Raw genomic sequence first — 25,416 nt, 5'->3', positions numbered from 1 at the left:
AAATAATAAGCCGCCTGAGTGGCTGCTTTTTTTCAATAAAATGTTCTTGTCAGAACCTGGCCTGGAGGGGTACCAGGGTAATTAGAAAATCATAAAAAGTGCATTATCAGTCCTAAAAATAGCTATTATTTTTCTAAACAATGGCTTAAGGCAGCCAAATATTCCTGGTAATACCGGGCTACTGAGGATCGCCGGTATTGCATGATAAACCTTGGATGGGGTACGGAAAGCAGTTCTTTAAAGAATCCGAATTCGTCGTTCAGGGATTTCAGGTAGCGGTAGTTTTTATCGCCTCCGATACAGATGGCCACCTTCCGGTAAATACCAAAGTCAAGTTGTTGCTGCAGGCATCGGGTTGCAAATGGCCTTATCATTTCAGCCAGCTTAGGGTCATCATAATAATTCAGGTTTTTACCCTCTTTTAGAAAACCAATCGGGCTTACCGAGCCAATATAAAAATGCCTGAAAAATTTTTCCGGTCCGCCATACTCATTCACCATAGTGTAAATAAATTCGGCTGATAATTCTGAGGAATTCCCAAACGAATGTTCAATGCCACATTCCTCACGCAATTGCCTGGGGGCGGTAAAATTAATACCGGTTATACCTGCACCAAAACGGCCCGGGTTGATACCTATCAGCATATATCGCCTACCCTTATCCGAATAATACTTATTGAAAAACTCGCGGATCACCTGCTGTACTGCAGGGTCCTTATGAGGGTAAAGCGCTTTGATCCCTTTTGGAAGTCGCGGCGGGGGTTGTACCGCTGCAAAAAATGCAATTGCTGCCTGGGCAAAGCTGGCCACTGTAATACTTATTATCTAATACAAACTTGGATTGCTATTAACAAAATTGACCAGTGATGCAGAATTTTTCAGTTTCAGCTTCTTCAGGATATTATGCCGGTGTACTTCAACCGTTTTGAGGGAAATATCCAGTTCCATGGCAATTTCCTTGGATGAATTGCCCGTTTTAATAAATTGTATGATTTGTATTTCCCGTTCTGTAAGGCTATGGATATCGGGACTATCTGATTCGTTGCCGGTCAGTTGCTCCGAGATAATACTCCGGATTTCGTCACAGATATATTTATTGCCTTTATCCACTTCCAATATCGCTTTCACCATTTCATCGCGACTACTGTTTTTAGTAACATAACCCTGTGCGCCAACCTGCAACATTTTGCGCGCATAAGCAGGCTGCGAATGCATGGAAACGCCAATGACCTTTGTTTGGGGTGATACGCGGCGAATCTGTTCCGTAGCATCAAAACCACTAATGGGGCTCATGTTGATATCCATTAGCACAATATTGGGGGTGAATTCCCTGGCCAGTTCAATAGCTTGTTCAGGGTCACCACAATCAGCAATCACCTGGAAACGCGGATCGCTGCCAAGGATAAAACTCCAGGTTTCGCGAATCAGTTTATGGTCATCTACTATCAGGATGGAAACCTTATTCATGAGGCACTGTATTTTTTGGGGTATTAGGCAAATCTATTATTAATTGGCAACCTTTCCCGGGAGAAGTAATTACCTGTACATCGGCATTGAATATTGCCGCACGGCTCATAATATTTGACAATCCGACACCATCTTTCATTTTTGCGATGCCCAGGTCAAAGCCAATGCCGTTATCAGCTATTTCCAGCCTGGTTTTCTTAGGCATATAAGAGATGGCTATGACAAGGCTGCTGGCTTGTGCATGCTTTAAAACATTATTAACCTGTTCCTGGATGATCCTGAATAACATCAGTTTCTGCTTGGGGTGCAGCAGCTTATCGAGGTTGGCATCATAGCGGAAATCAACCACCAGCTGACGGGCAATGGCAATGTTTTGGACAAGGTCATTGACAGAAGAAATAAGTCCGAGGTCACTAATGCTTGCCGGCATGAGCGAACGGCTGATTTTCCTTATCTCATTGATTGCCCCCATGATTGTATCAGAACTCCTGCGGATCATCTGGGCCCTCATATCCTGGTTATTTTCAGCTACTTCCAGGAACAGTTTTGCGGTGGTAAGCAACTGGTTAATATTATCATGCAATTCCTTACCAATCTCAGCCCTTTCATTTTCCTGGACATCAACCACGGCCTGGGCAATCTGCTGGTGTTTGTGTATTTCCTGCTGGAGCAATTGTTCTTCCATTTTCTTCCTTTCGGTTATATCCTCCACTGAGCCGACCATCCGGATAACTTTTCCCTGGTTGTCATAAAGACAATATCCTTTATCAATTACCATTGCATAAGTACCATCTGCTTTCAGTAAACGGTACTCTTCAGTGAACTGTCCCCTCTTTTCCCCGGAAACAAATTTTGCGATATTACTGATAACCCTTTCCCTGTCTTCGGGATGTACTTTATTCTCCCAATTCTGGGATTCACTGCTGTAATGCCTGGAAGGATAACCAAACAGGGTATTGAAACCTTCACCCCAGAATGACACTTTTTCTTCCGCGTCCCAGTCCCAGATTGCCTCATTTGCTGCCCTTGTGGCAAGCAGGTAACGTTCATTACTAATCCGGAGTTTCTCGGCACTTTGCTTGTTTTCAACGATCATCGTAAGGATATGTGCAGCCCTGCTGATCATGGCGATTTCTTCCGGGTGCGGTTTCCTGGCTTCCATGAAATACACTGCAAAAGTGCCCAGGATTTCATTGGTTGAACTGATAATCGGTATTGACCAGGCAGCCTTAATGCCCAATGACCTGGCGGCATTCCGGGTTACTTCAGCCAGGTCACTTTTTTCAATATCAGGAATCATTACCAGGCTGCGGGACAAAATAGCCCTGCCGCAGATGGTAAATTTTGGGACCAACGGTGTCGATTCAACCAATTCCCGGAATACTGGCGGAAGGCCGGGCGCTGATATACAAATTGCTTCCCGCAGATTGTTTTTTACCAGGCAAATTGCACAGCGCATATTCTCGCTGAGCAATTCCAGTCCGGATAATAAATGGTCTGCGATAGCAGGTAAAGTAGCTGAAGAGCCTGTATGCATTTCCAGTACTTCTTTTTCCAGTTGCAATAAATTTTCGCGGTGTTTCCTTTCGGTGGCATCCTTGAAATATACAAAAATGCCTTCGTCGTAGGGGAATGCGCTAACATCAAACCAGCGGTTGAGTGATGGGACAAACCGCTCAAAACGGATGGTCTTTTTTTCGGTCACTGCCTTGATTAAGGGTGTGTAATCAATAGCATCTCCGGCATCGGGTAACAGTTCCAGCGCATTTCCACCAACTATTAATTTAAGGTTATAGTTAAGCAGCTCTTCCGCGACCGTATTGAACATGGAAATATTGAAATCCATGTCCAGTGCAATAAATCCGTCAGTAATGCTGTTCAGCATCCCGGTTATTTTCCGGGAGTATTGCTTTAATGTCTTTTCGATTTCAATGTATTCCGTGATATCCCGCAAACTAAGTATGATGCCATTGATATTTGGGTTGCCGAGTTTGCTTTGGCCTTTCAGTTCCATCCAGACCCAATTGCCATTGCGGTGCATTACACGCAAAGGGAGTACCAGGTCTTCCTGCTGGCCTGTGGCCATTTTATTAAGCGCTTCATTGAATAAATCCCTTTCTTCGGGGTGAACGATAGAACGGCAGAATTCCTGCATAAGTTCTGTTTCATCGTAACCCAGGATTTTTTGCAAACTTGGGGTAGCAAAAGTGATGCGTGCCAATTCATCTACTACGAAAACTATATCCAATGAATTCTGGAAAAGCGCTTTAAACCTTTCTTCGCTGTCTTTAAGTTGTTTATCCCTGAGGTTTTTGTCCAGGACACTACTCATTGAGGAAGCAAAAGTGGTTAATGAGTCAGTAATCGTTTTACTCCAGGTCCGGGCCTGTTTTTTTTGCCCGCATCCCAATAAGCCCCAAAATCCATCAGACGTAACAACAGGAATCAGTAAAAGAGACTGGTAATCGAGGTCAACCATCCATTGCCGGATTTCAGGATCTACTACAGTAGCTTTCTGGAATTCAAAAAACTGTCCCGGCTTATAGGAATCCGCATCACCGATGAGTACAGATGACCTTAGGAATTGATGGCGCCTGTCTATAACTGAGCATGGGGTGTTTTCACACCAGATATGGTATAATTCAGGTTCTTCAACATTGTATTTCAAAACGAACAGGCATTCTGACCGGACGGCATTACCCAAAACGGGGAAGCAATCTTCAAGGCCTTCCAGCAAGTTGTTTCGTTCCAGCAAAATCCGGGAAGCCTGTGCCAGGGCAGAAGACAGTCGGTCTTTTTCAACCAGTTGCTGTTCAGCTGATTTGCGATCGGAAATATCGCGGGTATTGGTTTGGATATATATGATTTCGCCTTCCTCCAGGATGGGTTGCGACATTGACTCCAGCCATACATACTCCCCGTCTTTCTTAAGGTACCGGTATTGTACGGAAGGGGTTTTCAAACCCTCTGAGTTTTTATTATGTGCATCCCTGACCGCTGTTTCCGCATCATCGGGATGGAAAAAATCATAGGGTGATTTATCGATCAGCTCTTCCGGATCATAACCAAGCATATATTTCGAAGCAGCTGAAACATAAACATAGTCCCCATTGGGCCGGTGAAGGCATACCATATCGCGCGAGTATTCGGATAAGAACCTGAACCTGGCCTCACTTTTTGCCAACTCCTGCTGTGATTTTTTCTGGAGGCTGATATCCCTGGCAGTAACGTGGATGCCGATGGGCAGATTATCCTTATAAATTATCCTTGAACTGATTTCTACGGGGATCCTGGTGCCCGACCGGGATATAAATTCAGATTCATACAACGTTGTTTTAACCTTTCCATTCCTCTTAAGGTCACCTTGCAACTGGGCCGCGGCCAACTTTTCAGGGGCAAAAAAGAGGTGGGATGATTTTCCAATCATTTCTGATTCGGTAAACCCAAGCAACTCTTCCGCCATTTTATTCATTGATGTGATCCTGCTAGCGGTATCAATGATATAAATGATATCATTCGCGTTTTCAAATAAATCGCGGTGCCGTTCTTCACTCTGGCGCAAATTGATCTCCAGCTTTTTCTGCGCGGTGATATCAGTGATGATCACGAGCATGCCTACAATTTGCGATTCGGGATTCTTAACCATTGTAAACCTGCAATTGAACCATTCAGGCAGGCCAGGCAGTTGGTATTCGACGATATTATTGGTGCCGGTTGCGATTGATTCCTTAAGGGCCCCTGTAAATAACCCTGCCAATGGGGTGAAATATTCCTGTATAATTTCAAAAATATTTTTCCCGAGGAAGGCAGCAGGCGGGATAAATAATTTATCCGGGTCCCTGACCCAGAAATTCAGGAATTCGCCTGTAGCGCCCAATTCAAAAACAACGTCATGGAAGGAAGAGACAATAAGTTCCAGTTCCCTCAACCTTCCTTCAATCCTGTCTTTTTCATTGGCCGGGAACCCATACCAGTTGTAGCCGGTTTCACCAGGAACGACAGTCCAGTAAACAGGCAAAAGGCTTTCTTTCTTTATCCTGACAGATGCCCTGAAGCAGACAGGTTCCTGGTATTTTATTACATGCTTAAGTGCATTACCGGCGTTGTTATCGAGGTGTAAGAGTTCATCCAGGGTGCAGGTCTTACTCCGGTCGTTGAAGATGCCTGATTGTTGCTTCAGGTTATCGCAACAATACTGCACCAGGCTATCGTTGTCACAATAAAACCTGAAAGGGATCTTCACCCCTAATTCAATATCAGGCAGGAAATTGGAGTTCATATCTAAATGTACAAATAATTCAGACCAGCCTGCGTTGTCCCTGCATTAAAAAAGCCTGCCCGAAGGCAGGCCTACTGCTGATTTCACAGGAAATTGCATCACTGGTTCTTCGAAATATTTTTAACCCAGGGTGCCAGTTGTTCACAGCTGGCATACTTGGGATCTATGACAAGGTAAAATGTTGGGATTTTACTTTTAAACCATTTTTCAACGGCTTCGGTTTTTTTCTCTTCAATAGCCCTGTCAGCGATCCTGTTATAGTCGTCCTTAAGGTTTTCGCGGTGAGGTTCTGACCTCGATTTAAGGTAGATGATCCGCACTGCTTTTTTACCGCGTTCATCGGTATAAGGAATAGGCTTTGACAATTCGCCGGGCTTGAGATCTTTGAGGGACAGTACGAGGTCTTTATCGAGCTGGTCGAAGGTACAGTAGGTGCCATTTCCGCACTGCCTCATTCCGCCTGTAAACCTTGCCTCATCGGCGTCACTGTATTTTGATACGGCTTCCCCAAAGCTAAGCTCACCAGAATTTATCCTGCTGCGAATGGAGTCAAGTTTATTAACCATCAGGTTCACTTCGGTATCTGTAATCGTTGGAATTTTCAGGATATGCCTTACGGTAGCGTCATCGCCTGCCCTGCTTACCATTTGAATAATATGGTACCCGAATTTTGATTTAAACACGGGAGAAACCTGGCCTTCTTTTAAGCGGAAAGCGTTGGAAAGGAAAGCCGGGTCCCAGGTTTTTTCAGTACGGTTAATATTATACATGCCCCCGGTTTGCTTGCTACCCGGATCATCGGTATAGAGGCTGGCCAGTGTTTCAAATTTTTTGTTGCCGCTTTCCACCTGTTTCTTCATGTCATTCAACTCTTCGATAGCGTACAATTCAAGGTCGCGGCTTGCCTTAGGATAAACAATTACTTCGCCAACCTCAACCTCGCTCTCATAATACTGCAGCTTATCAACAGGGATCTGTTCGTAAAAAGCTTTTACTTCGGTAGGGGTGATTTTTATATTAGCAACGATTTTATTCCGCATCAGTTCGGCCTGTTTGCGTTCCCTGAAAGACACCCTGAAATCTTCCTTGATCTGGTAAACGGTGCGGCCGGCGATTTGCTCAAGGGCATCCTTCGAACCGTACATATTCACGAATCCCCGGACCTGGTTGTCGAGCTGCGATTCAATTTCCTCTTCGCTAACCGGCAGGGAATCTATTTCGGCGTACAAAACCAGGGCTTTCTGGGCCAGGGCCTGTGCCATGATAAAGCAATCCGCATTTTCAGGAACAGGCTGGTTCTGGCGTTGTGCATCCAGGATAGCGTTACGGATATCAGATTGCAGGATAATTTTGTCACCAACCACACCTATTATCTTGTCTGCCACCACTTTACGTGTTTGGCCCTGGGAAAGAAAACCGGCTATGAGCGCGGTAAAAATGAACAATAATTTCTTCATGGTCTTTACTAACAGCTACCAAATTAAAACAGGAGACTGGCTCCTGTTTATTTTAAAGTATGTTTTAACAAAAAGATAGGCCTAATTTAAAGGGTACGCTTCACTTCTTCCTCTTCGATGGCCACAATGGTGTCACCCACCTGGATATCGGCAAAGTTTTTCAGAGTAAGTCCGCATTCGTAATTGTTATTGACTTCCTTCACATCGTCCCTGAAACGTTTCAGGCTGCCCAATTCAGCAAATGCGCCTTCTGTGCGGGGATAGATGAGTACGCCATCACGGAAGAGGCGGACCTTGCTATCGCGTTTGATCTTGCCTTCAGTAACAAAACAACCGGCGATTGTGGCCTTGTCGAATTTGTAAACTTCGCGGATTTCCACGGTAGCCACTTCTTTTTCCTGCACTTTTGGTTCCAGCATCCCTTCCATAGCGCTGCGAATTTCTTCGATAGCGTTATAGATAATGGAATATGTCTTGATTTCCACGCCTTCATTTTCTGCGAGCCGGGCTGCCTGATTAGAGGCCCTTACGTTAAATCCGATGATGATGGCATCAGAAGCGGTGGCCAGCAATACATCACTTTCGGTGATGGCACCTACGGCCTTATGTACAACGCTTACGGCGATTTCTTCTGTGCTTTGTTTGATCAGGGAGTCACTTAAAGCTTCCACGGAACCATCCACGTCACCTTTAATGATCAGGTTCAGTTGTTTGAAGTTACCCAGTGCAAGGCGGCGACCGATTTCATCAAGGGTGATGTGTTTCTTGGTACGGATACCCTGTTCCCTGAGGATCTGGGCGCGACGGGTAGCTACTTCTTTTGCTTCACTTTCGTCATCATATACCCTGAATGTTTCACCGGCCTGGGGCGCGCCATTCAATCCAAGGATCAATACAGGGGTAGAAGGCGGTGCTATATCGAGCTTTTTATTCCTTTCATTGAACATTGCCTTCACGCGGCCAAAATATTGTCCGGATACCACAATATCCCCCTGGTGCAAAGTACCGTTTTGAACGAGCACGGTAGCAACATAACCACGACCCTTGTCGAGGGTGGCTTCAATCATGCTACCATTAGCTTCGCGGTCGGGATTTGCTTTGAGGTCGAGCATTTCGGCTTCGAGCAATATTTTTTCCAGGAGGCGGTCAACATTAAGGCCTTTTTTAGCACTAAGTTCCTGGCTCTGGAATTTACCGCCCCATTCTTCAACGAGGATATTCATACCGGCCAGTTGCTCATAGATTTTCTGCGGGTTGGCGCCGTCTTTATCGATTTTGTTGATGGCAAAAATCATCGGTACCTGTGCAGCCTGGGCGTGGCTAATTGCTTCCTTGGTTTGTGGCATCACCGCGTCGTCAGCGGCGATCACAATAACTGCGATATCGGTTACCTTGGCACCGCGGGCACGCATTGCCGTAAAGGCTTCGTGACCTGGTGTATCGAGGAAGGTAATTTTCTTTTCATTTGGTAAATCAACGGTATAAGCACCGATGTGCTGGGTGATACCACCTGCTTCCCCGCCTACCACGTTGGCTGAGCGGATATAATCCAGCAGGGAAGTTTTACCATGGTCAACGTGACCCATAATGGTAACGATGGGTGAGCGGGGCTTCAGGTCTTCCGGAGCATCTTCCAATTCTTCCTCATCCAAAGTATCCACATCATCCACGCCGATAAATTCAACATTATATCCAAATTCACCTGCAACCAGTTCAATCACTTCAGCATCGAGGCGCTGGTTGATGGAAACCATCATTCCCAGTCCCATACATTTACCGATAACCTCAGCATATCCTACATCCATCAGGCTGGCGAGTTCGCTTACGCTGATGAATTCGGTTACCTGTAATGTTGTATCCTGTATTTCGTTGCCTTCCTGTTCGGCAATTCCCTGGCGTTTTTCGCGAAGGCGGCGTGATTTCACGCTTCTGCCTTTGCTGCTACCACCAGCCATTTTAGCCTGGGTCTGGCGTATTTTCTCCTGTATTTCCTTTTGGTCAATCTCTTTTACTTCGCGAGGTCCGGGACGAGCGCCGCCAGCTGCGTGCGGGCCACGGGCCGGGCCACGGCCCGGAGCACCTTGTCCACCACCGGCCGGACGGTTAAACCGATTGCCACCTTGCTGGCCACCCTGGGCAGGACGGTTAAATCCGCCACCCTGCTGACCTTGTCCAGGGCCACGGCTGATGCCTTGTCCTGGTGCATGGCCGCTTGCCTGCTGCCGGGTAATATTTTCCCCTTTTTTATCGATAGGGATACGCTTTCTTTTGCGTTTCTCATCATGGGAAGCGGCAGGTTTTGGCCTGGTATCGCTATCTACGGGTAATTGGATCTTACCCATTATTTTAGGACCTGTAAGGCGCTGGGCCTGGATATTCTCAATAACAGGAGGACCTTCTGGTTCCTCTGTTTCTGCTGGGGCAGGTGTAGCCAAATCTTTCATTGCCGGAACGGGGACTTCCTCCCTGGTCTCAGCAATTGGGGCAACGGGCGCTTCTTTCGCAGGCTCGGGAGATTTTTTTGCCTGCACCGGTTTAGGGGCAGGTTCTTCGATTGGTTTTTTAACGGTTTTTTTCGGGCGGGTAGAAGAGTCAATAGCCGAAAGATCAATTTTGTCAATGATTTTCGGGCCTTCTATACCGGGCGCTTCCACTTTCACAATTTCAGGGGCTGCGGCGACTGGTTCCGGAGCTTTAGATTCAGGCTCGGGCTTAACAGGCGCAAGCTCTATTGGTTCAGGTTTCGGCGGTTCTACTTTAGCCACCACAGGTTCAGGGGCTGGCTGGGGAGGTTCGACGTGGGGAACTTCTGCTACTACAGGCTTTTCCTCTTTAAAAGGTTCAGCCGCTTTTTTCACATCCTTGCGGAACAGTATTTCTTCCTCTTCTTTTTTCTTTTTCTCCTGGACGCTGCCTTTCGGCAGGTCAATCTGGTCGCTTTTGATCTTAGCCACTTTGTCGCCCTGGAACTCACGCTGAAGAGCATGGTACATATCTTCAGTGAGTTTGGACGTGGGTTTCAGATCATCGCGATGAAAACCTTTGCTCGCCAGAAAGTCCACCAGTGTGTCTTTACCGATGTTAAACTCTTTGGCGGCTGCCATCAATCTGGGTGTTGTTGTTTCTGCCATTTATTTTTTCTGAGTAAACAGATAATTATTCCTTTTCGAACTCTTCCTTCACTACGCGCTTCACATCTTCAATAGTTTCGCGTTCAAGGTCGGTTCTTCTCTCTAATTCGTCAACTGTAAGGTCCAAAACGCTGCGTGCGGTATCGCAACCGATGCGTTTTAATTCGTCGATGATCCAGGTTTCGATTTCGTCGCTGAATTCATCGAGGTCGATATCATATTCTTCCACTTCGCCTTCATTATCCCTGAATACGTCGATGGTCAAACCGGTCAATTCCTGCGCCAGCTTGATATTAACACCTTTACGACCGATAGCCAGGGAAACCTGGTCGGGTTTAAGGAAGACGTTCACATGGTGCTTTTCGTTGTCCAGTTCCATACTGGTAATCTTCGCAGGCGTCAATGCCCGCTGGATGAGGAGCTGCTGGTTGTTGGTCCAGTTAATTACATCAATGTTTTCATTCTTCAGTTCGCGAACGATTCCATGGATACGGCTACCTTTCATGCCCACACAGGCACCCACGGGGTCAATACGGTCATCGTAGGATTCAACGGCAACTTTTGCCCTTTCACCAGGTTCGCGGACGATTTTCTTAATAACAATGAGGCCATCAAAAATTTCAGGCACCTCAATTTCAAGCAATTTAGCCAAGAAAGATGGACTGGTGCGTGATAAAATAATAACAGGTGAATTATTTTTCAGTTCAACCTTTTTTACTACTGCGCGGATGCTTTCCCCTTTTTTGAAATAATCCTGGGGGATTTGTTCGCTTTTAGGGAGGATCAGTTCGTTTCCATCCTCATCCAGCAGCAGGATTTCCTTTTTCCACACCTGGTAAACCTCGGCGCTGATGATATCCCCGACGCGGTCGCCATATTTTTTTACCAGGACGTTCTTTTTCAGGTCACTGATCCTGCTCGCCAGTGTTTGTTTGGCGGCCAGGATGGCGCGACGGCCGAAATCAAGAATTTCGACTTCCTGGTAGAGTTCTTCGCCCACTTCGAAATCGGGTTCAATCTTTCGTGCTTCGCTATAGGCGATTTCTGCCAGGGGGTCTTCAACTGCGCCATCTTCTACGATCATACGCCTGCGCACGATCTCCAGGTCACCTTTTTCGGCGTTAACGATAACGTCGAAGTTGTCATCGGCGCCATATTTTTTGCGCAGCAGGGTTTTAAATACGTCTTCAACGACTTTCATCATCGTTGGGCGATCGATATTCTCTGCCTCTTTGAAATCCTGAAATGCTTCAATCAAATTGATACTTGCCATAGTAGTGTTATTTAGAATACTACCTGAATTTTGGTTTGTTTAATGTTATCGAATAGCAAGGAATGTGCTATAACTTCTTTTTTCTTATTCTTTCCTATTGTTTCTTCGAGAACGATTCCGTCTTCCGTTACTTCCTGCAGTAAACCTGAAAATTTTGCCCCGTCATTCATGGTTACTTCTGCAGTCCGGCCAATATTTTTCTTGTATTGGCGCCACATTTTCAAAGGTTCATCCAGTCCGGCGGAAGACACTTCCAGTGAGAAATCACCTTCCGGGAACCATCCAGCCTCTTCGATCTTTTTATACAAAGCCCGGTTAACCGTTGCGCAGCGGGCAATATTAACGCCGGAATCTGCGTCCAGGAAGACTTTGATGTTGTGCGTAGGCTTAACCCTTACCTCAACAAGGAACATATCGGTATCTCCTGCGATCAATTCCTGGATCAACTGGCTAACGGACTGTATGATAGATTCGTTCGTCATCAAAATGGAAGAAGGGAACGCTTCCGTTCCCTTCTCATGATTCTTTTACTGGTGCAAATGTAAGGTAAATGTCCAATACGGCCCAAATTACCGCATTGTTAAGATTAACAAATGCATTATAAAGATAGCTTGTACCTTTGTTTGGCTATGTTAAAAACTGTATTACTACTGTTATTGGCGTACATCGCATACCGGTTTATTTTTGGCTTTGTGATACCTGTCAGCAAGGCCACCCGCAGCGTGCGCCAGCAGTTCAAAGCCGCACAAGATCAGATGGAGGCCCAGATGCGCGCCCAACAAGGGTATGCGCAAAGCCAGGAGGCAAACCAGAACCGCCCCAACCCTAAAAAATTTTCCAGTGATTATATCGATTTTGAGGAGCTGAAATAACCGGGTTAACGGTTTTTTGGCCAACTACAAATCAAGGTCCAGCACTGTTGTTCCGGGAGCCAGGTGAATGGCTTTCAAGCCTGCATTTATTGCCCCTTCTATATTGGGCATAGTGTCGTCTATGAAAACAGTTTCATGTGCCTGGATACCTGCATCCTGTAGCAGGTGGTGGTAAGATTCCACATATGGCTTCCTTTTACCCAGGATATGGGAATAGTAGGCTTTTTCAAAATAATCATCAAAGGGCTTTCCGGGGTGGGCTGAGGAAAAGCTTTCCTGGAAGGCATCATGGTGAAAAGCATTGGTATTGCTGTACAGGAAAACCCGGTAGCGGTCAGAAAGTTTGTCCAGCCAGCTGATCCGTTCGGCAGGAAAATCGAGCAGCATGGCATTCCAGGCCTTTATTATAGCCTGGTCAGGAACTGTTACGCCGGTTTCCTGGCGAAAATGGGCCAGGAATTGCGACTGGGTTACCGCCCCTGTTTCAAGTTCTTCAAATAAGGGGGAAGATTTGAATTGAGAAAAATGCCGGTTAAAATCAGTAAGTCCCAACCTGGCGAATCCGGCTTCTGTTTCTGCAAAATCCAGGTTCAGGAGAACCCCGCCAAGGTCGAGAAGTACGTTTTTAATTGGTTCCATGGTGCGAAGATAGGGAGGGGGGAATGGTGAATAGTGAATGGTGAATGGTTCACTTCAAGACCTGGATTGCGACGCGCCTGAAATCGACGGGCTGGCCTTCTGCCTGGAGGGCAATGAAACCGCTTTTCAGCAATTTGCCATCCTGCTTTTGTGCGGGATCATAATTGTGCACCACACCCCCACCAACCTGCGGGTGTGCATATTGCAATACTGTATCACCGTTAACTATATGCGTAATTAAAGAATCGCCGAGCACAATGGCTTCAACAGTTACCCATTCGTCGAGTTTGTATGTTTTGGAACTGGATTCTATGCAATGCCGCGGGTCAATGCGGCCTTTGAATTCGACATCGGTACCCGGGGAACACATATTTCCGGTTGGCCTGGGCAATCCGTCATCCAGTCCGGCCAGCAGTTGCAACTCCACCGAAATAGGCCAATCCTGGTCTTTGAGCATTGTTCGTGGATCCTGGGAATGCAGCATTACGCCGCTATTTCTCATAGCATATTCGGGGGCGGATTTTAAAAACTCCCCGGTTATGCGGTATTCCACCAACAAATGATAATATGAATAAGGCGTCTTGTAATAAAGGTGCCCAAACTGTTCATTAAAGTCTTTGTACTTATCGTACCGCACTTTTATGATACCATCTTCTACCCGGAAGGTATTACCAAAATTATCGCCGACATCATGGTGGTTGATCTTAACCATCCAGTCTTTGATATCTTTTCCATTGAAAAGTTCAATCCACTTCCTGTTGTCTTTCTGGTGGGTGGAAAAAGAGCAGATAAAGACTGCCAGTGCCAGTGGAATTGCGGAAAACAATTTTTTCGGTTTCATATTCGGCGTGTAATCTAGTTAATATTACTTTGTCCAATTTACGTCGGCTGATTTTGTATCCCTCGAATTTGTCCCGATAAAAATGCGGAAAGCGCCGGGCTCCCAGTCGTATTTGAGGTCATTATTATAAAACCGGAGATCGTCGGTACTAACGGTAAAGTTTACCTGCTTTGCCTCTCCCGGCTGCAGGCTGATTTTCCGGAACCCTTTCAATTCTTTCAACGGCCTGGTATTGGTACCTACAATATCACGGATATACAATTGCACCACTTCTTCGCCGGCATATTTTCCGGTATTGGTCACCGTTACCGATGCTTCCAGCTTTTGGTTTCCTTTCAGATTTGCACTACTGAGTTTTACTTCACTATATCCAAAACTGGTATAGCTCAACCCATAGCCAAAAGGAAATAACGGATCATTGGGTACATCCAGGTAATTGGACCTGAATTTCTCGAAGCCGGTTCCCACAAGAGGGCGGCCGGTATTTTTGCTGCTGTAGTAAATGGGAATCTGGCCAACGCTCCTGGGGAAACTGGCAGTTAGTTTTCCTGAAGGGTTTACATCGCCAAACAACACATCCGCAATGGCATTGGCGCCTTCAGAACCAGGAAACCAAACGTTCAGGATCGCGGTGGCGATTTTTTCTTCTTCAGGCAAAACAAGGGGCCTGCCGGTGAATAACACCACGACAACCGGTTTCCCGGTATTAACCAATGCTTTTAATAAATCCTTCTGGCTGGAAGGAAGGCTAATATCAGACCGGCTGGATGATTCCCCGGTCATTTCAGCGGCTTCACCCAGGGCCGCAACAATTACATCGGCCCCTGCGGCGACTTTCAGCGCTTCATCAATCAGTACGTCAGCCGGGCGATTATCCCTTTCCATTTTCTTTCCAAATATGCTTACCCTGGCTTCCATATCAGCGTCCCGGGTTAAGTTGGCTCCTTTAGCATAGAGGACATTGGCAGAAGAGCCAACAGCCTGTTTAATTGCGGTCAACAATGAGATTGGGGGGTTTGCGTAATCTGCAGCAACGCTCCAGGTACCCACTAAATTTTCCCTGCTGTCGGCCAATGGACCAACCAGTGCAATGGAGCCTTTCCTGGAGAGTGGCAGGACAGGCCCCTGGTTTTTTAATAACACGAAAGAATGCGCAGCGGTTATGCGTTCCTGTTTGCGGTTCGCTTCCGTAAAAAGTTCATTTTTCGCGCGGTTCTCATCACAATACCGATAAGGGTCTTCAAATAACCCGAGTTTGTATTTCGATTCCAAAACCATCCTGCAGGCGCGATTGATATCTGCCATGGTTACTTTCCCTTCCTTTAAGGACTGCTGCAATGTTGTGAGGAAACCCTCACCCACCATATCCATATCAAGCCCGGCTTTAATAGCCAGTGCCGATACTGTTTTCAGGTCACCCAATCCATGGCTGGTCATTTCATTAACGGATGTATAATCAGAAACCACCATTCCCCTGAAGCCCCATTGTTTGCGCAACACATCAGTAATCAGCCATTTGTTGGCAGTAGCGGGGATACCATCGATTTCATTAAAGGAAGTCATTACGGTAGCAACACCTGCATCCACTGCGGCTTTATAGGGTGGGAAATATTCATTATACATACGCACCCTGCTCATATCAACAGTATTATAATCACGCCCGCCCTCAGCTGCGCCGTAGAGTGCATAATGCTTTACACAGGCCATAATGGTGTTTTTCGCGGAAAGATCATCGCCCTGGTATCCCTTAACCATTGCTTTGGCGATTGCGGAACCCAGGTACGGGTCTTCACCAGAACCTTCTGCAACACGCCCCCATCTTGGGTCGCGGGAAATATCAACCATCGGGGAAAAAGTCCAGTTTAATCCATCTGCGCTTGCTTCCTGTGCGGCAATCCTTGCACTTTGTTCAATTAATTGCATATCCCAGGAGCAACTCAGTCCAAGGGGTATCGGGAAAATAGTCTTGTAGCCATGAATTACATCCAGGCCAAAGAGCATAGGGATCTTCAAACGACTTTCATTCACTGCCATTTCCTGCGCCTTTCTCACCCGGTTCGGGGTAGTTACACTGAAGATGCCACCAACCTGGCCTTTACGGATCTTACTGCTAACATCCATGCTTACCACAGAACCCGTAGTGGCTTCACCGCCAACGACCAGGTTAAGTTGCCCTATTTTCTCTTCGGTCGTCATCCTGGCCATTAAGGCATCAATGAAGGATTTCATTTTTGCCGGATCGGAAGTTTGCGCATTTGCTATGCTATAAAATAACACCAGGGCCAGGAGGGTAAAGCACCTAAAAGGAAATTTCATATATGCGGTTTTATTTTTTCAGTAAATATGGCTGGATCGCTTTTTTCCAGATAGCATATCCGCCGGCATTCATGTGCAGGCTATCGGCAAGAAAAATTTGCCCCATCATTGACCCGTCACTTTCCAGCATCAACGGATAAACATCTACAAATGCTGTATTTTTTTCTTTCGACAAAAAACCACGGATCTGCTGGTTCGCTGCAATTATTTTGGGTTGCAGGTGCCGGCGACTCGGACTGGGTTTTATGGATACAAATACAATGGAAACTTTTGGTAACCGGTGACGGATATCCGAATATAAACGGGTGAAGCGGGCAAACACCATATCAGTTGTAACCGTATCTGCTGCTGCAAAATCATTTTCACCGCAATAGATCACAACCTGCCTGGGTTTATAGGGAAAGATAATATCATTTTCATACCGGATAAGGTCGGGCAGTGAAGAGCCGCCAAACCCGCGGTTGATAAGGGTATATCCCGGAAAATAATCCTGCAGGTCGGTCCATTTGGTGAAGGAAGAGCTGCCTACAAACAAAATAGCCTGCTTTGGCGGCTTATGGACACTGTCCATTTTTTTAAAGGCCTGCATGTCATCAAAAAACGGGGGCGACTGGGCCATCATTCCCTGGCCAAAAAACAAGACCAACAGGTATATAAGTTTGAACCGATGCATTATTCTGCTTTTACTGTTTTGAAATTTTCACCAATACCGTTTTCATTGATTGGCTGTATGGTGAAATAATAGGTTTTCTCTTTATCCATTCCCTTGAAATAATACTCATTGGCATCATGTACCATGATACAATTGTATAGTTTTCCGGGGTTGGTGCCGTAATAAATATTATACGCATATGCGTTGTCGACGGGGCTCCATTTAATCAGTGCACTTCGTTTGTCCTTCTCGGTTCTCAGCACGATAAAATCTTTTACTTTTTTGGGTAGTTCCCCTTTCCCTTTCCCGAAAACGCGCAGGCCGCTTATGGCGAATTTCCCCGTGGGCATATGGATGTTTTCCAACTTTAAAAACCTCGCCTCCACAGGCTTCTCCAGTTCAATGTAATCATGGGGAACGTCTTTTTGGCTGGCAGATTTATCTACGAGGATACGCCATTTATTCCCGTCTGTCGAATACCATAGTTTATACTGGTGGAAAATACCTGTTTGCTTGCCCATAAATTCCGCATCCTGGTCAGCATAATTTATCTGTATTGCATTCACTGTCGAAATTGCCCCAAGGTCGGTGCTGATCCATTCCCCTTTATCAGCAGTTGCTGCACTCCAATAAGTTCTGATGCTTTCATCAACTGCATTGTTTGCACCATAAGCTCCCAATGTAGAGGATACCTGTACCGGTTTTTTATAGTTCAGTAACATCCAGCCGGTGAACTGGCTTTTAAGGTGGTCTGCTTCACCATTGGGAAGGTAATGCGGATAGTCGCCAAATGCGGTGTTACAATACATGACACCATCATCATCAAAGCCGGCAGGCCATATCCCATTGCGTCTTTCGAAGGTATTTTTCACTGAAATAATCATGGTGGAAACATGCCAGTAATTGTTCCATTTATCCTGGAAACTTGCGCCATGGCCGGCTCCCCTTGCAAAGCCACCGGGCTTGAAGCTAAGGGGGTCAGACTGTGGGGTAAATGGACCGAGCGGACTATCACCCACCACTACCCCATCGGCATAACCGCTCATTTCTGTACCCGGCGCACCATATTGTAAATAATATTTGCCCTTGTGTTTGGTCATCCAGGCACCCTCGATAAAAGGATCCAAAAAAGTATTGTCCATGTATTCACCAAAGCGCTGCCACCCATATCGCCAGTCTTCCAGGAAATACATTTCCTTCCTGGTCCCGACAGGCTGAAAGGTTTTACGGTTCATTTCCACCCCATACAAAGGATAGCGGTTACTGCTGCCATTGTACATGTATAATTTGCCATCATCATCCAGGAAAAAAGCGGGGTCCCAGCCGCCGATCTGCAGTGAGTCGATAGCTTCAGACCATACATTACCCTTCGGATTGGTGCTCATCCAGATAGGAAAATCACGGGTATAGGTTGAACCGAAAACAAGCAGTGTGTCACCCATAGCCCAAACCGCCGGCGCGCATAGTTCGTCATAAACTTTGTGGTAAGGCTTAAGGAATTTCCTGGATACAAAATTCCAGTTGAGCATATCACTGCTCCACCAATAACCCCACTGGTTGGTAGAGAATAAATAATAATCTCCTTTGTATAAAACGATAACCGGGTCTGCTGTTGCCCTGTGTTTTCCCCATTCGGAAAAATTAGGGATAGGGCAATAGCCATAATCGATATTGATGGGATTACAATAGGTCTTCTGTTGTGCGATGCCGTTAGTGGATAGCCCGGTTAACAAAAGCAGGCCTGTTAAATATTGAAAGATTACTTTTCGCATGCGTAATGAAGGTTAACGGTTACTGAAAAGAGCATGGTCGGCACTATACTTACCGGGACCATTAAAAAAAAGGAAGAGGCCAACCAGGACAAACATAAATGGATGCTGGTCTTCATAAAATATTTTACCATGGCCCATGGTGAAAACAATGGCCAGCATTGTCAATATCATTGGCCAAACAGCCAGCCTCGTGAACAATCCAATGGTAATAAATATGCCGCTCACTAATTCTGCAAGCTTACCCAGGGTGGCCATCAACGGTGGGCTGGGGAAATGCAAATCAGTTAGCCATTTAGCATAGTCCTGCATCTTCTGTGCATCAAATATTTCCCAGCCATGATAGGCCAGGAAAAGTCCGGTGATGATGCGTAGCCCGGCAATACCAGGCTCATAAAATATTTTTCTTTCCGGTGAAAAAAAATGCGGGATCATAAATTACCATTTTTCATTTCCCGGATAGCATGGTCAACTGCCCTTGCAGTGAAAGCCATGTATAATATTGACGGGCTTTGGTTACCGGTACTTGTCATACATGCGCCATCAGTTACAAAAACATTCTTACAGGCATGCAGCTGGTTAAACTCGTTCAGCATGGAAGTCTTTGGATCCTTACCCATCCTGACGCCACCCATTTCATGGATATCCAGTCCGGGTGCCTGGTGTGTATCGTGGGTAACAATATCTTTTACACCCGCACTGCTTAACATAGCTTCTCCCTGTTCCAGAAAATCCTTCACCATTTTTTCATCATTATCATCATAGCCCACTGAAGTGACCAGCAGGGGAATACCCCATTGGTCTTTCTGGTCTGTGCTGAGGCGAACATGGTTAGATTCTTTGGGTATGGTTTCACCCTGCATATACATGTAAACCGTCCAGTCGCCGGGTTCTGTTATTTCCGCTTTCAATTCTTCACCAATACCATTGGCAACGCGCCATGGGTTTGCGCCTTCCCTGCTGGCCCCGCTGAATATGGTATAACCGCCAATGAAATTGGTGTCTTCTTTTCCGAGGTTCCTGAAATTGGGAATCACACATTCGGCGGGTTTACGCACATAATAATATTTGTCCTTGAAGCCGTCGATCCTGCCATACATGCTGCCGCGGTAATTGTGGAAACAAATATATTTTCCCAGGACCCCGCTATCGTTTCCGAGGCCATTGGGGAAACGGGCAGAGGTAGAATTAAGCAGGATGAGGTTACTGTTCAGGGCGGATGCATTTACAAAAATGATCCGGGCATAAAATTCCATAACCTGTTTGCTAACTGCGTCGATTACCCGAACGCCTGTTGCCTTGCCCAGTTTCTCATCATAGATAACTGAGTGTACTACTGAATGCGGCCTGACAGTTAGGTTGCCCGTTTTTTTCGCCCAGGGAAGCGTTGCGGTTACTGAGCTGAAATAGCCGCCGAAGGGACAACCGCGCATGCAGAGGTTCCTGTTCTGGCATTGGCCCCGGCCCTGGGCCAGGTGCAGTTCCGTGGGTTTTGTCAATTGAGCCCAGCGACCTGTAATATAGTATCGTTTGTATTTTTCCCAGAGTACTTCTTTCATGTGCTGTTCAACGCAATTCAGTTCATAGCCGGGCAGGAATTCACCATCGGGCATAGAAGGAACGCCATCTTTTTCGCCACAGATACCTGCGAATTTTTCTGCATGGCTATACCAGGGAGCGATGTCATTATACCTGATTGGCCAGTCGACGGCGTAACCCAGGCGGCGGGGCGCATCAAATTCGAAATCACTCCAGCGCTGGCAGCTTCTGCCCCAGATTAAAGATTTGCCACCCACCTGGTAGCCGCGGATCCAGTCGAAGGGTTTTTCCTGTACATAAGGATGGTCATTGTCCTTTACGAAAAAATGAGCGGTATCTTCTGCAAATCCCGCTGCCCTGGTGATGAGGGGATTTTCCTTAATAAAATCCCGGGGAATTTCACCACGGTGCTTAAACTCCCAGGGATTGAGGTTATAAGTCGGATAATCCTTAATATGTTCAATTGGCCGGCCCCGCTCCAATACGAGGGTCTTTAACCCTTTGTCGCAAAGTTCTTTGGCTGCCATCCCGCCGCTGATGCCACTGCCTATAACAATAGCATCGTAGGTATTGGCGGCCCTTGCGGCAGTGTTGAGGTGGATGTTGGTTGTATCTGGCATAGCAATTTATAGTAAGCGGTGAGCGGTGAGCGGTGATCCAATATTTACTTTTTCAAATATGGACTTTGAAATCCCAGTTTCCTTAACCCGCCCTGCACTTCCGGAACACTCATGAATAATTTCCACAAAAGACCAGTCCTGTAATTTTCAATCATCACTACAATCGGTCCCTGGTCTATGGCCAGGTGGCTTTTTGCCGTCCAGTTACGCGTTTCATTAAAAGCATCAACAAACCCGTATTCACTCCAGAGCTGGTTTCCGAGGTCGTTATAAAAATGACGGAGGGCCTGCATGGAATAATCCGGGGTGTACGGAAATGCCGATAATGCTGCTGTGGGTGTGATGGTTCCATTGTCGTTGGTGGGAGAATGGGCATCATATCCATTATAAGTATCACTGGCGGTTAACCCCCAGCAATTTACTCCATAGCCTTTGAAATTATTCGGATTTCTGATACAGTGTTCGCGGTTGATCAGCGTATGGTTTTTATTTTGTTCCCAGTAATCGGCGTATTGGTCTTTTAAGCCCCTGGGGTCAAGTCCCATGAATGAATATTGCGAAAAGAAAAGCGGACCGCCATAATCAAAACCCAACGGTAGTTTAATGCCATAAAACTCCTTGCCGTTTTTAAAAAAATTACTCACCGCCCAGCCACGGTGGTAGACAGCGCTGCTAACCGGGTATCGTTCACCCGATGCAGCCAGGACATACATTATAAGGCATTCATTAAAACCGCGTACCGGGAAATTCATGGCCCAGCCATTATTCGGACTCCAGTGCCAGTAAAGCACTTCCTGCCCGCCCTGCGTAAACCAGTTCCATTCAATATCATCCCACATCCAGCCGATTATATTGCGAAGGTCTGTCTCCGTTTGGCCATTGCCGTTAAAATATTGCCGGGCACAAAGCAGGCCCTGGAAGAGGTAAGCAGTTTCCACAAGGTCGGCACCGTCATCCTTGCGGCCGAAAGGAATTGTCTTCCCGGTTGCGCCATCCATCCAGTGCGGGAATGCACCATGGTAGGATTGTGCCTTCACCAGGAAATTCACCATTTTCAGCAGGAACTTTGCGGCAGTATCCCGGCTGATCCACTTTCTTTCCGCGGCTACAATTATGGCCATGATGCCAAAGCCGGTACCCCCGGTTGTTACCACCTCATCACCATAATCAAAAGATACATTGCTGCGCTCACGGGCCATGCCAGAAACCGGGTGGGCAAAATCCCAGAAATACCGGAAGGTTTGCTTTTGGACCAGGTCTAACAAAGCCGAATCGTCAAGGCCTGTTGGCCGGGTTACTGTTTGTTGGGCAACCGGGGCCGCTTTCTTTTTCTGGCCAAAAACCGCGACAGAAAAAATGAATACGGCGGGCAAAAGTAAAAGTTGTCGGAGGTTCATAGTTGTTTATATCCTTTATAAATAAGGTGCATTAAAGCCCAGCGACTTCATACCTGTTTTCACTTCCGGACAGGAAGTAAACAAGTTCCATAATAAACCGGACCTGTAATTTTCAACCATAATAATTATTGGACCCTGGTCGATAGCCAGGAAGGAATCGGCATACCACAATTCCTGTAAGGAAAACGCATCCACAAAGCCATACTCCTTCCAGAGTTTATCACCCAGGGTATAGTAATAAAACTTAAGGGCTTTCATGGCCGGCCCGGGGACAAATGGCATCGAAGATATGGCCGCCGTTGGGGCTATCACACCAATATCATTCGTGGGTGAACTAGCAGTATACCCGCCGGGAATATCACTGGCCGTCAGTCCCCACACCGCATCACTATAGCCAAAAAAATGATTCGGGTTGGCTATGCAGTACTGGTAATTGATCTGCGAATGGTTAGTGGTTTGGATTGCATAATCGGCATAAGGATCCTTTAGTCCATTCGGGTCGATGCCCAGGAAAGAATACTGGGAGAAAAACAGCGGTCCCCCATAAGCAGGCCCCAGAGGTAAAGGAATACCCATATATTGGTGCCCGTTTATAAATCCATTGGTACCATTACCCGCCCAGCCATTGGTATAAACAGAGGCGGGAATACCATGAGTGGTGGAAGAAGCCGCCAGCACATAAGTAACCAGGCATTCATTCCAACCCCTCACGGGAAGGTTCATATCCCAGTTATACTGCTCACTCCAATGCCAGTACAGGACATCTTCATTTCCTTTACGGAACCAACTCCATTCAACGCCGTTACAAATAAGGTTGATATCATTGCGCAGCCCGGTTTCATCTGCCCCTGCACCATCAAAATATTGCCTGGCGGTCAGTAGTCCCATCACCAGGTAAGCTGTTTCAACAAGATCAGCGCCATTGTCTTTTGTACTAAAGGGGATAACAGCACCAGTGCTTCCATTCATCCAATGTGGAAACGCACCATGAAATTTTTGTGCTTTATTATTCAGGAATCCTACAATGGTTTTCATTCTTGCCAGGCCTTCCAGCCGGGTGATAAAATTGCGGTGTATCCCGGTAACAATGGCCATCACGCCAAAACCTGATCCGCCGGAAGTAACAACATCACCGGAAGTATTCCGCTCCCTTGCAAGTCCGCTGACCGGGTGTGCAAAATCCCAGAAATAAGAAAAGGTCTTTTTTTGGACAAGGGTCAACAACTCATCATCGGAGATGCTGGCGAATTTGGGTGTAGAATCAATCCGGGTAACGAATTTCTTATCGATTGTTGCAATAATAGCGCCGCCAGATGCAGATCGCAAGGATGCACTGACAGTAAAATTGTACCTGCTCAAATTAAGGAGATTGGCAGCCGGCTGAACCACCAATACGGAATCATGGTTCTGCAGCGTAGTGGTTATCGGGGTATTGACACCCGATACATTGGTCAATTGAACTGCACTGGCAATACTAGTTGGTAAAACCGGTTCATTAAATTCCACTGTTATCGCCGGCCGGATGCCCACATTGTATAGCTGGCTGTTAAAAGCAGACCCATCCAGCTTTATACTATTAACACTGATTTGTTTAGCAGGCGGGGTTGGTTCAGGTGCTGTAGATGATCTTCCGCAGCCGGTTATGCCCCAAAGGAAAAGAGGTACAATTACTGAATATTTGAAGACCATAGTCATATGGGATTATTTCCTGCCATTACCGTCTCACCAAACATAAGTCGCCACAGCAGCAGCGGGCAGTTTTATTGGAGCAGCCAGGCCATTAAAGGAAATATTAAAATCAACCTCGGTATTCCTGTCATTCACAACAATCAATACTTTTTTACCGGCCGGTGTTAAAAAGGCAACATTATCTATGCCGGGCAACAGGTTGCTGGCAATACGCCTGGACCCTGCCGGAACAAATTTGGCAGCATGGGCTATGATATAATAAGACGCATTTCGCTTAAATGATCCACTGCCAATAGTGAGCGCCCCCTTGCATTCGGTGCAACCACCGGGAGTATGCGGATTATATGCGGGATCACTGGCCAGGTTCCATTCCAGTGCGATCCTGCTCCAGTTGCGGGTTGTTCCGATAATCACATTCCTGGTATGCCAGAACAGGTTGCCATCAAAACTTTCATTGGCACCCGACCATTGTTCGGTAAAATAAAGGTTCTTATCGGGGTGCGCATTATGCACTTTGGACATGGCACTGACGTCGCCTGCATACAAATGAAAAGCGCTGCCATCCACATATTGACTGGCACCCGGATCATTCAATATATAAATCGGGTAATCGGGGCGGTCGAGGTTATGGTCATAAATGATGATTTTGGTTTTGATGCCAGCCGCTTTAAAAGCAGGTCCCAATGCAGTTTTAATAAACTCTGCCTGGTCTTTTTCCAGCATCAGCAAACTTGGGTTATTGCCCGGGTGAAGCGGTTCATTCTGTGGCGTTATAGCCTCAATTGAAACGCCTTCCGCTTTCATTTGCTGCAGGTATTTAACCAGGTAACGGGCATACGTTTCAAAATATTGCGGGAGCAGGCTGCCCCCTTTTGACTGGCCATTATCCTTCATCCAGGTTGGCGGGCTCCAGGGAGAGCCCATGATTTTAATCGCGGGGTTAATTGCGATAATTTCTTTCAGCAATGGGACCAGGTTTTCCCTGTCCTTATTGAGGCTAAAATGTTCCAGGCCGGGATCAGTTTGTCCTGCAGGAAGATCGTCATAACTAAAGACTTCCGGATCAAGGTCAGAAGCGCCGATACTGATGCGGAGATAGCTAATACCAATGGCGTTATCACCCTGGCCAAACAACTCCTGTAAGAGTGCTGCTTTTTGTGGCGCAGCGAGTGTGTTAATCAGTGAAGCACTACCGCCGGTTAAAGCAAACCCAAATCCATCAATTGTTTGAAATGAAGTTGCGCTGTCTATTTCAATGGCAGGAAGATTATTGGCAGGCTTTGCAAAGGAAATATCATTGGCCTGCTTTTGTAAGAGTACTGACTGGTCACCCTTTGTAATCCAGGTGGATACCTTAGCCGGCGAACCAGATACACCGGGTGAACCGGAGGAAATTTTATTACATTCGGAATGAATGGAGATCAACCCAATACAACAAATGATGATCCAGTTAAATCGGTGTGTCTTAATCATGAA

The 25,416-nt window shown here is 46.4% G+C and carries 18 protein-coding genes; 1 reads left to right on the top strand and 17 read right to left on the bottom strand.

Going from position 1 to position 25,416, the window contains the following annotated elements; genetic code table 11:
• Positions 1–125: 125 nt before the first annotated feature.
• From LAQ65_RS11960 to LAQ65_RS11930, 7 genes are all read right to left on the bottom strand, one after another.
• Positions 126–809: a uracil-DNA glycosylase family protein gene (locus LAQ65_RS11960; RefSeq protein ID WP_224117201.1), complete on the bottom strand. Its 684-nt coding sequence runs from the start codon at positions 807–809 to the stop codon at positions 126–128.
• Between the two features lie 15 nt (positions 810–824).
• The gene (locus LAQ65_RS11955) at positions 825–1,466 is read right to left on the bottom strand and encodes a response regulator (protein ID WP_224117200.1); all 642 of its coding nucleotides are present in this window, start codon (positions 1,464–1,466) and stop codon (positions 825–827) included.
• Positions 1,459–5,745, bottom strand: coding sequence for a PAS domain S-box protein (locus LAQ65_RS11950; protein WP_224117199.1), 4,287 nt, complete (start codon positions 5,743–5,745; stop codon positions 1,459–1,461). Before LAQ65_RS11950 ends, LAQ65_RS11955 begins: the two co-directional genes overlap by 8 nt.
• 98 nt (positions 5,746–5,843) lie before the next feature.
• Positions 5,844–7,202 carry a peptidylprolyl isomerase gene (locus tag LAQ65_RS11945; protein WP_224117198.1) on the bottom strand — a complete coding sequence of 453 codons (1,359 nt, stop codon included), beginning with the start codon at positions 7,200–7,202 and terminating at the stop codon, positions 5,844–5,846.
• 86 nt (positions 7,203–7,288) lie between these two features.
• On the bottom strand, positions 7,289–10,333 hold the full coding sequence (gene infB, locus LAQ65_RS11940; RefSeq protein ID WP_224117197.1) for a translation initiation factor IF-2: 3,045 nt from the start codon (positions 10,331–10,333) through the stop codon (positions 7,289–7,291).
• Positions 10,334–10,358: 25 nt separating this feature from the next.
• Positions 10,359–11,606 (bottom strand): transcription termination factor NusA, encoded by a 1,248-nt coding sequence (gene nusA / locus LAQ65_RS11935; RefSeq protein ID WP_224117196.1) that lies wholly within the window; start codon positions 11,604–11,606, stop codon positions 10,359–10,361.
• A gap of 11 nt (positions 11,607–11,617) precedes the next feature.
• Entirely contained in the window at positions 11,618–12,088 is a 471-nt protein-coding gene (locus LAQ65_RS11930; protein WP_224117195.1) for an LSm family protein, read from the bottom strand.
• Positions 12,089–12,235: 147 nt separating this feature from the next.
• Here LAQ65_RS11930 and LAQ65_RS11925 point away from each other — a divergent pair, with 147 nt between their 5' ends.
• Positions 12,236–12,478, top strand: coding sequence for a hypothetical protein (locus LAQ65_RS11925; protein ID WP_224117194.1), 243 nt, complete (start codon positions 12,236–12,238; stop codon positions 12,476–12,478).
• 24 nt (positions 12,479–12,502) lie between these two features.
• Here the strand turns inward: LAQ65_RS11925 and LAQ65_RS11920 are convergent, their stop codons facing one another.
• Genes LAQ65_RS11920 through LAQ65_RS11875 form a run of 10 tightly spaced genes read right to left on the bottom strand, consistent with a single transcriptional unit; the run spans position 12,503 to position 25,413 of the window.
• Positions 12,503–13,117: an HAD-IA family hydrolase gene (locus LAQ65_RS11920; protein ID WP_224117193.1), complete on the bottom strand. Its 615-nt coding sequence runs from the start codon at positions 13,115–13,117 to the stop codon at positions 12,503–12,505.
• A gap of 49 nt (positions 13,118–13,166) precedes the next feature.
• Entirely contained in the window at positions 13,167–13,958 is a 792-nt protein-coding gene (locus tag LAQ65_RS11915) for a 3-keto-disaccharide hydrolase (RefSeq protein WP_224117192.1), read from the bottom strand.
• Between the two features lie 24 nt (positions 13,959–13,982).
• On the bottom strand, positions 13,983–16,274 hold the full coding sequence (gene bglX / locus LAQ65_RS11910; RefSeq protein ID WP_224117191.1) for a beta-glucosidase BglX: 2,292 nt from the start codon (positions 16,272–16,274) through the stop codon (positions 13,983–13,985).
• A 10-nt stretch (positions 16,275–16,284) separates the two neighbouring features.
• Positions 16,285–16,947, bottom strand: coding sequence for a GDSL-type esterase/lipase family protein (locus LAQ65_RS11905; protein WP_224117190.1), 663 nt, complete (start codon positions 16,945–16,947; stop codon positions 16,285–16,287).
• Positions 16,947–18,698, bottom strand: coding sequence for a family 43 glycosylhydrolase (locus tag LAQ65_RS11900; protein ID WP_224117189.1), 1,752 nt, complete (start codon positions 18,696–18,698; stop codon positions 16,947–16,949). The genes LAQ65_RS11905 and LAQ65_RS11900 overlap by 1 nt, the downstream gene beginning before the upstream one ends.
• Positions 18,699–18,710: 12 nt before the next feature.
• The gene (locus LAQ65_RS11895; protein WP_224117188.1) at positions 18,711–19,130 is read right to left on the bottom strand and encodes a DoxX family protein; all 420 of its coding nucleotides are present in this window, start codon (positions 19,128–19,130) and stop codon (positions 18,711–18,713) included.
• A complete protein-coding gene (locus LAQ65_RS11890) occupies positions 19,127–20,854 on the bottom strand; it encodes a GMC oxidoreductase (protein ID WP_224117187.1) in 1,728 nt (575 codons plus the stop codon). The genes LAQ65_RS11895 and LAQ65_RS11890 overlap by 4 nt, the downstream gene beginning before the upstream one ends.
• Before the next feature lie 44 nt (positions 20,855–20,898).
• Positions 20,899–22,251: a glucoamylase family protein gene (locus tag LAQ65_RS11885; protein WP_224117186.1), complete on the bottom strand. Its 1,353-nt coding sequence runs from the start codon at positions 22,249–22,251 to the stop codon at positions 20,899–20,901.
• A gap of 15 nt (positions 22,252–22,266) precedes the next feature.
• Positions 22,267–23,946, bottom strand: coding sequence for a glucoamylase family protein (locus tag LAQ65_RS11880; RefSeq protein ID WP_224117185.1), 1,680 nt, complete (start codon positions 23,944–23,946; stop codon positions 22,267–22,269).
• A gap of 27 nt (positions 23,947–23,973) precedes the next feature.
• Positions 23,974–25,413 (bottom strand): glycoside hydrolase family 30 protein, encoded by a 1,440-nt coding sequence (locus LAQ65_RS11875; protein ID WP_224117184.1) that lies wholly within the window; start codon positions 25,411–25,413, stop codon positions 23,974–23,976.
• Positions 25,414–25,416 lie beyond the last annotated feature (3 nt).

Source organism: Flavihumibacter profundi, assembly GCF_020076305.1.
In the GTDB taxonomy this organism is placed as follows: Bacteria; Bacteroidota; Bacteroidia; order Chitinophagales; family Chitinophagaceae; genus Flavihumibacter; species Flavihumibacter profundi.
The sequence above is the reverse complement of the archived record's forward strand: the minus strand, read 5'-3'. Positions and strand labels throughout refer to the sequence as shown.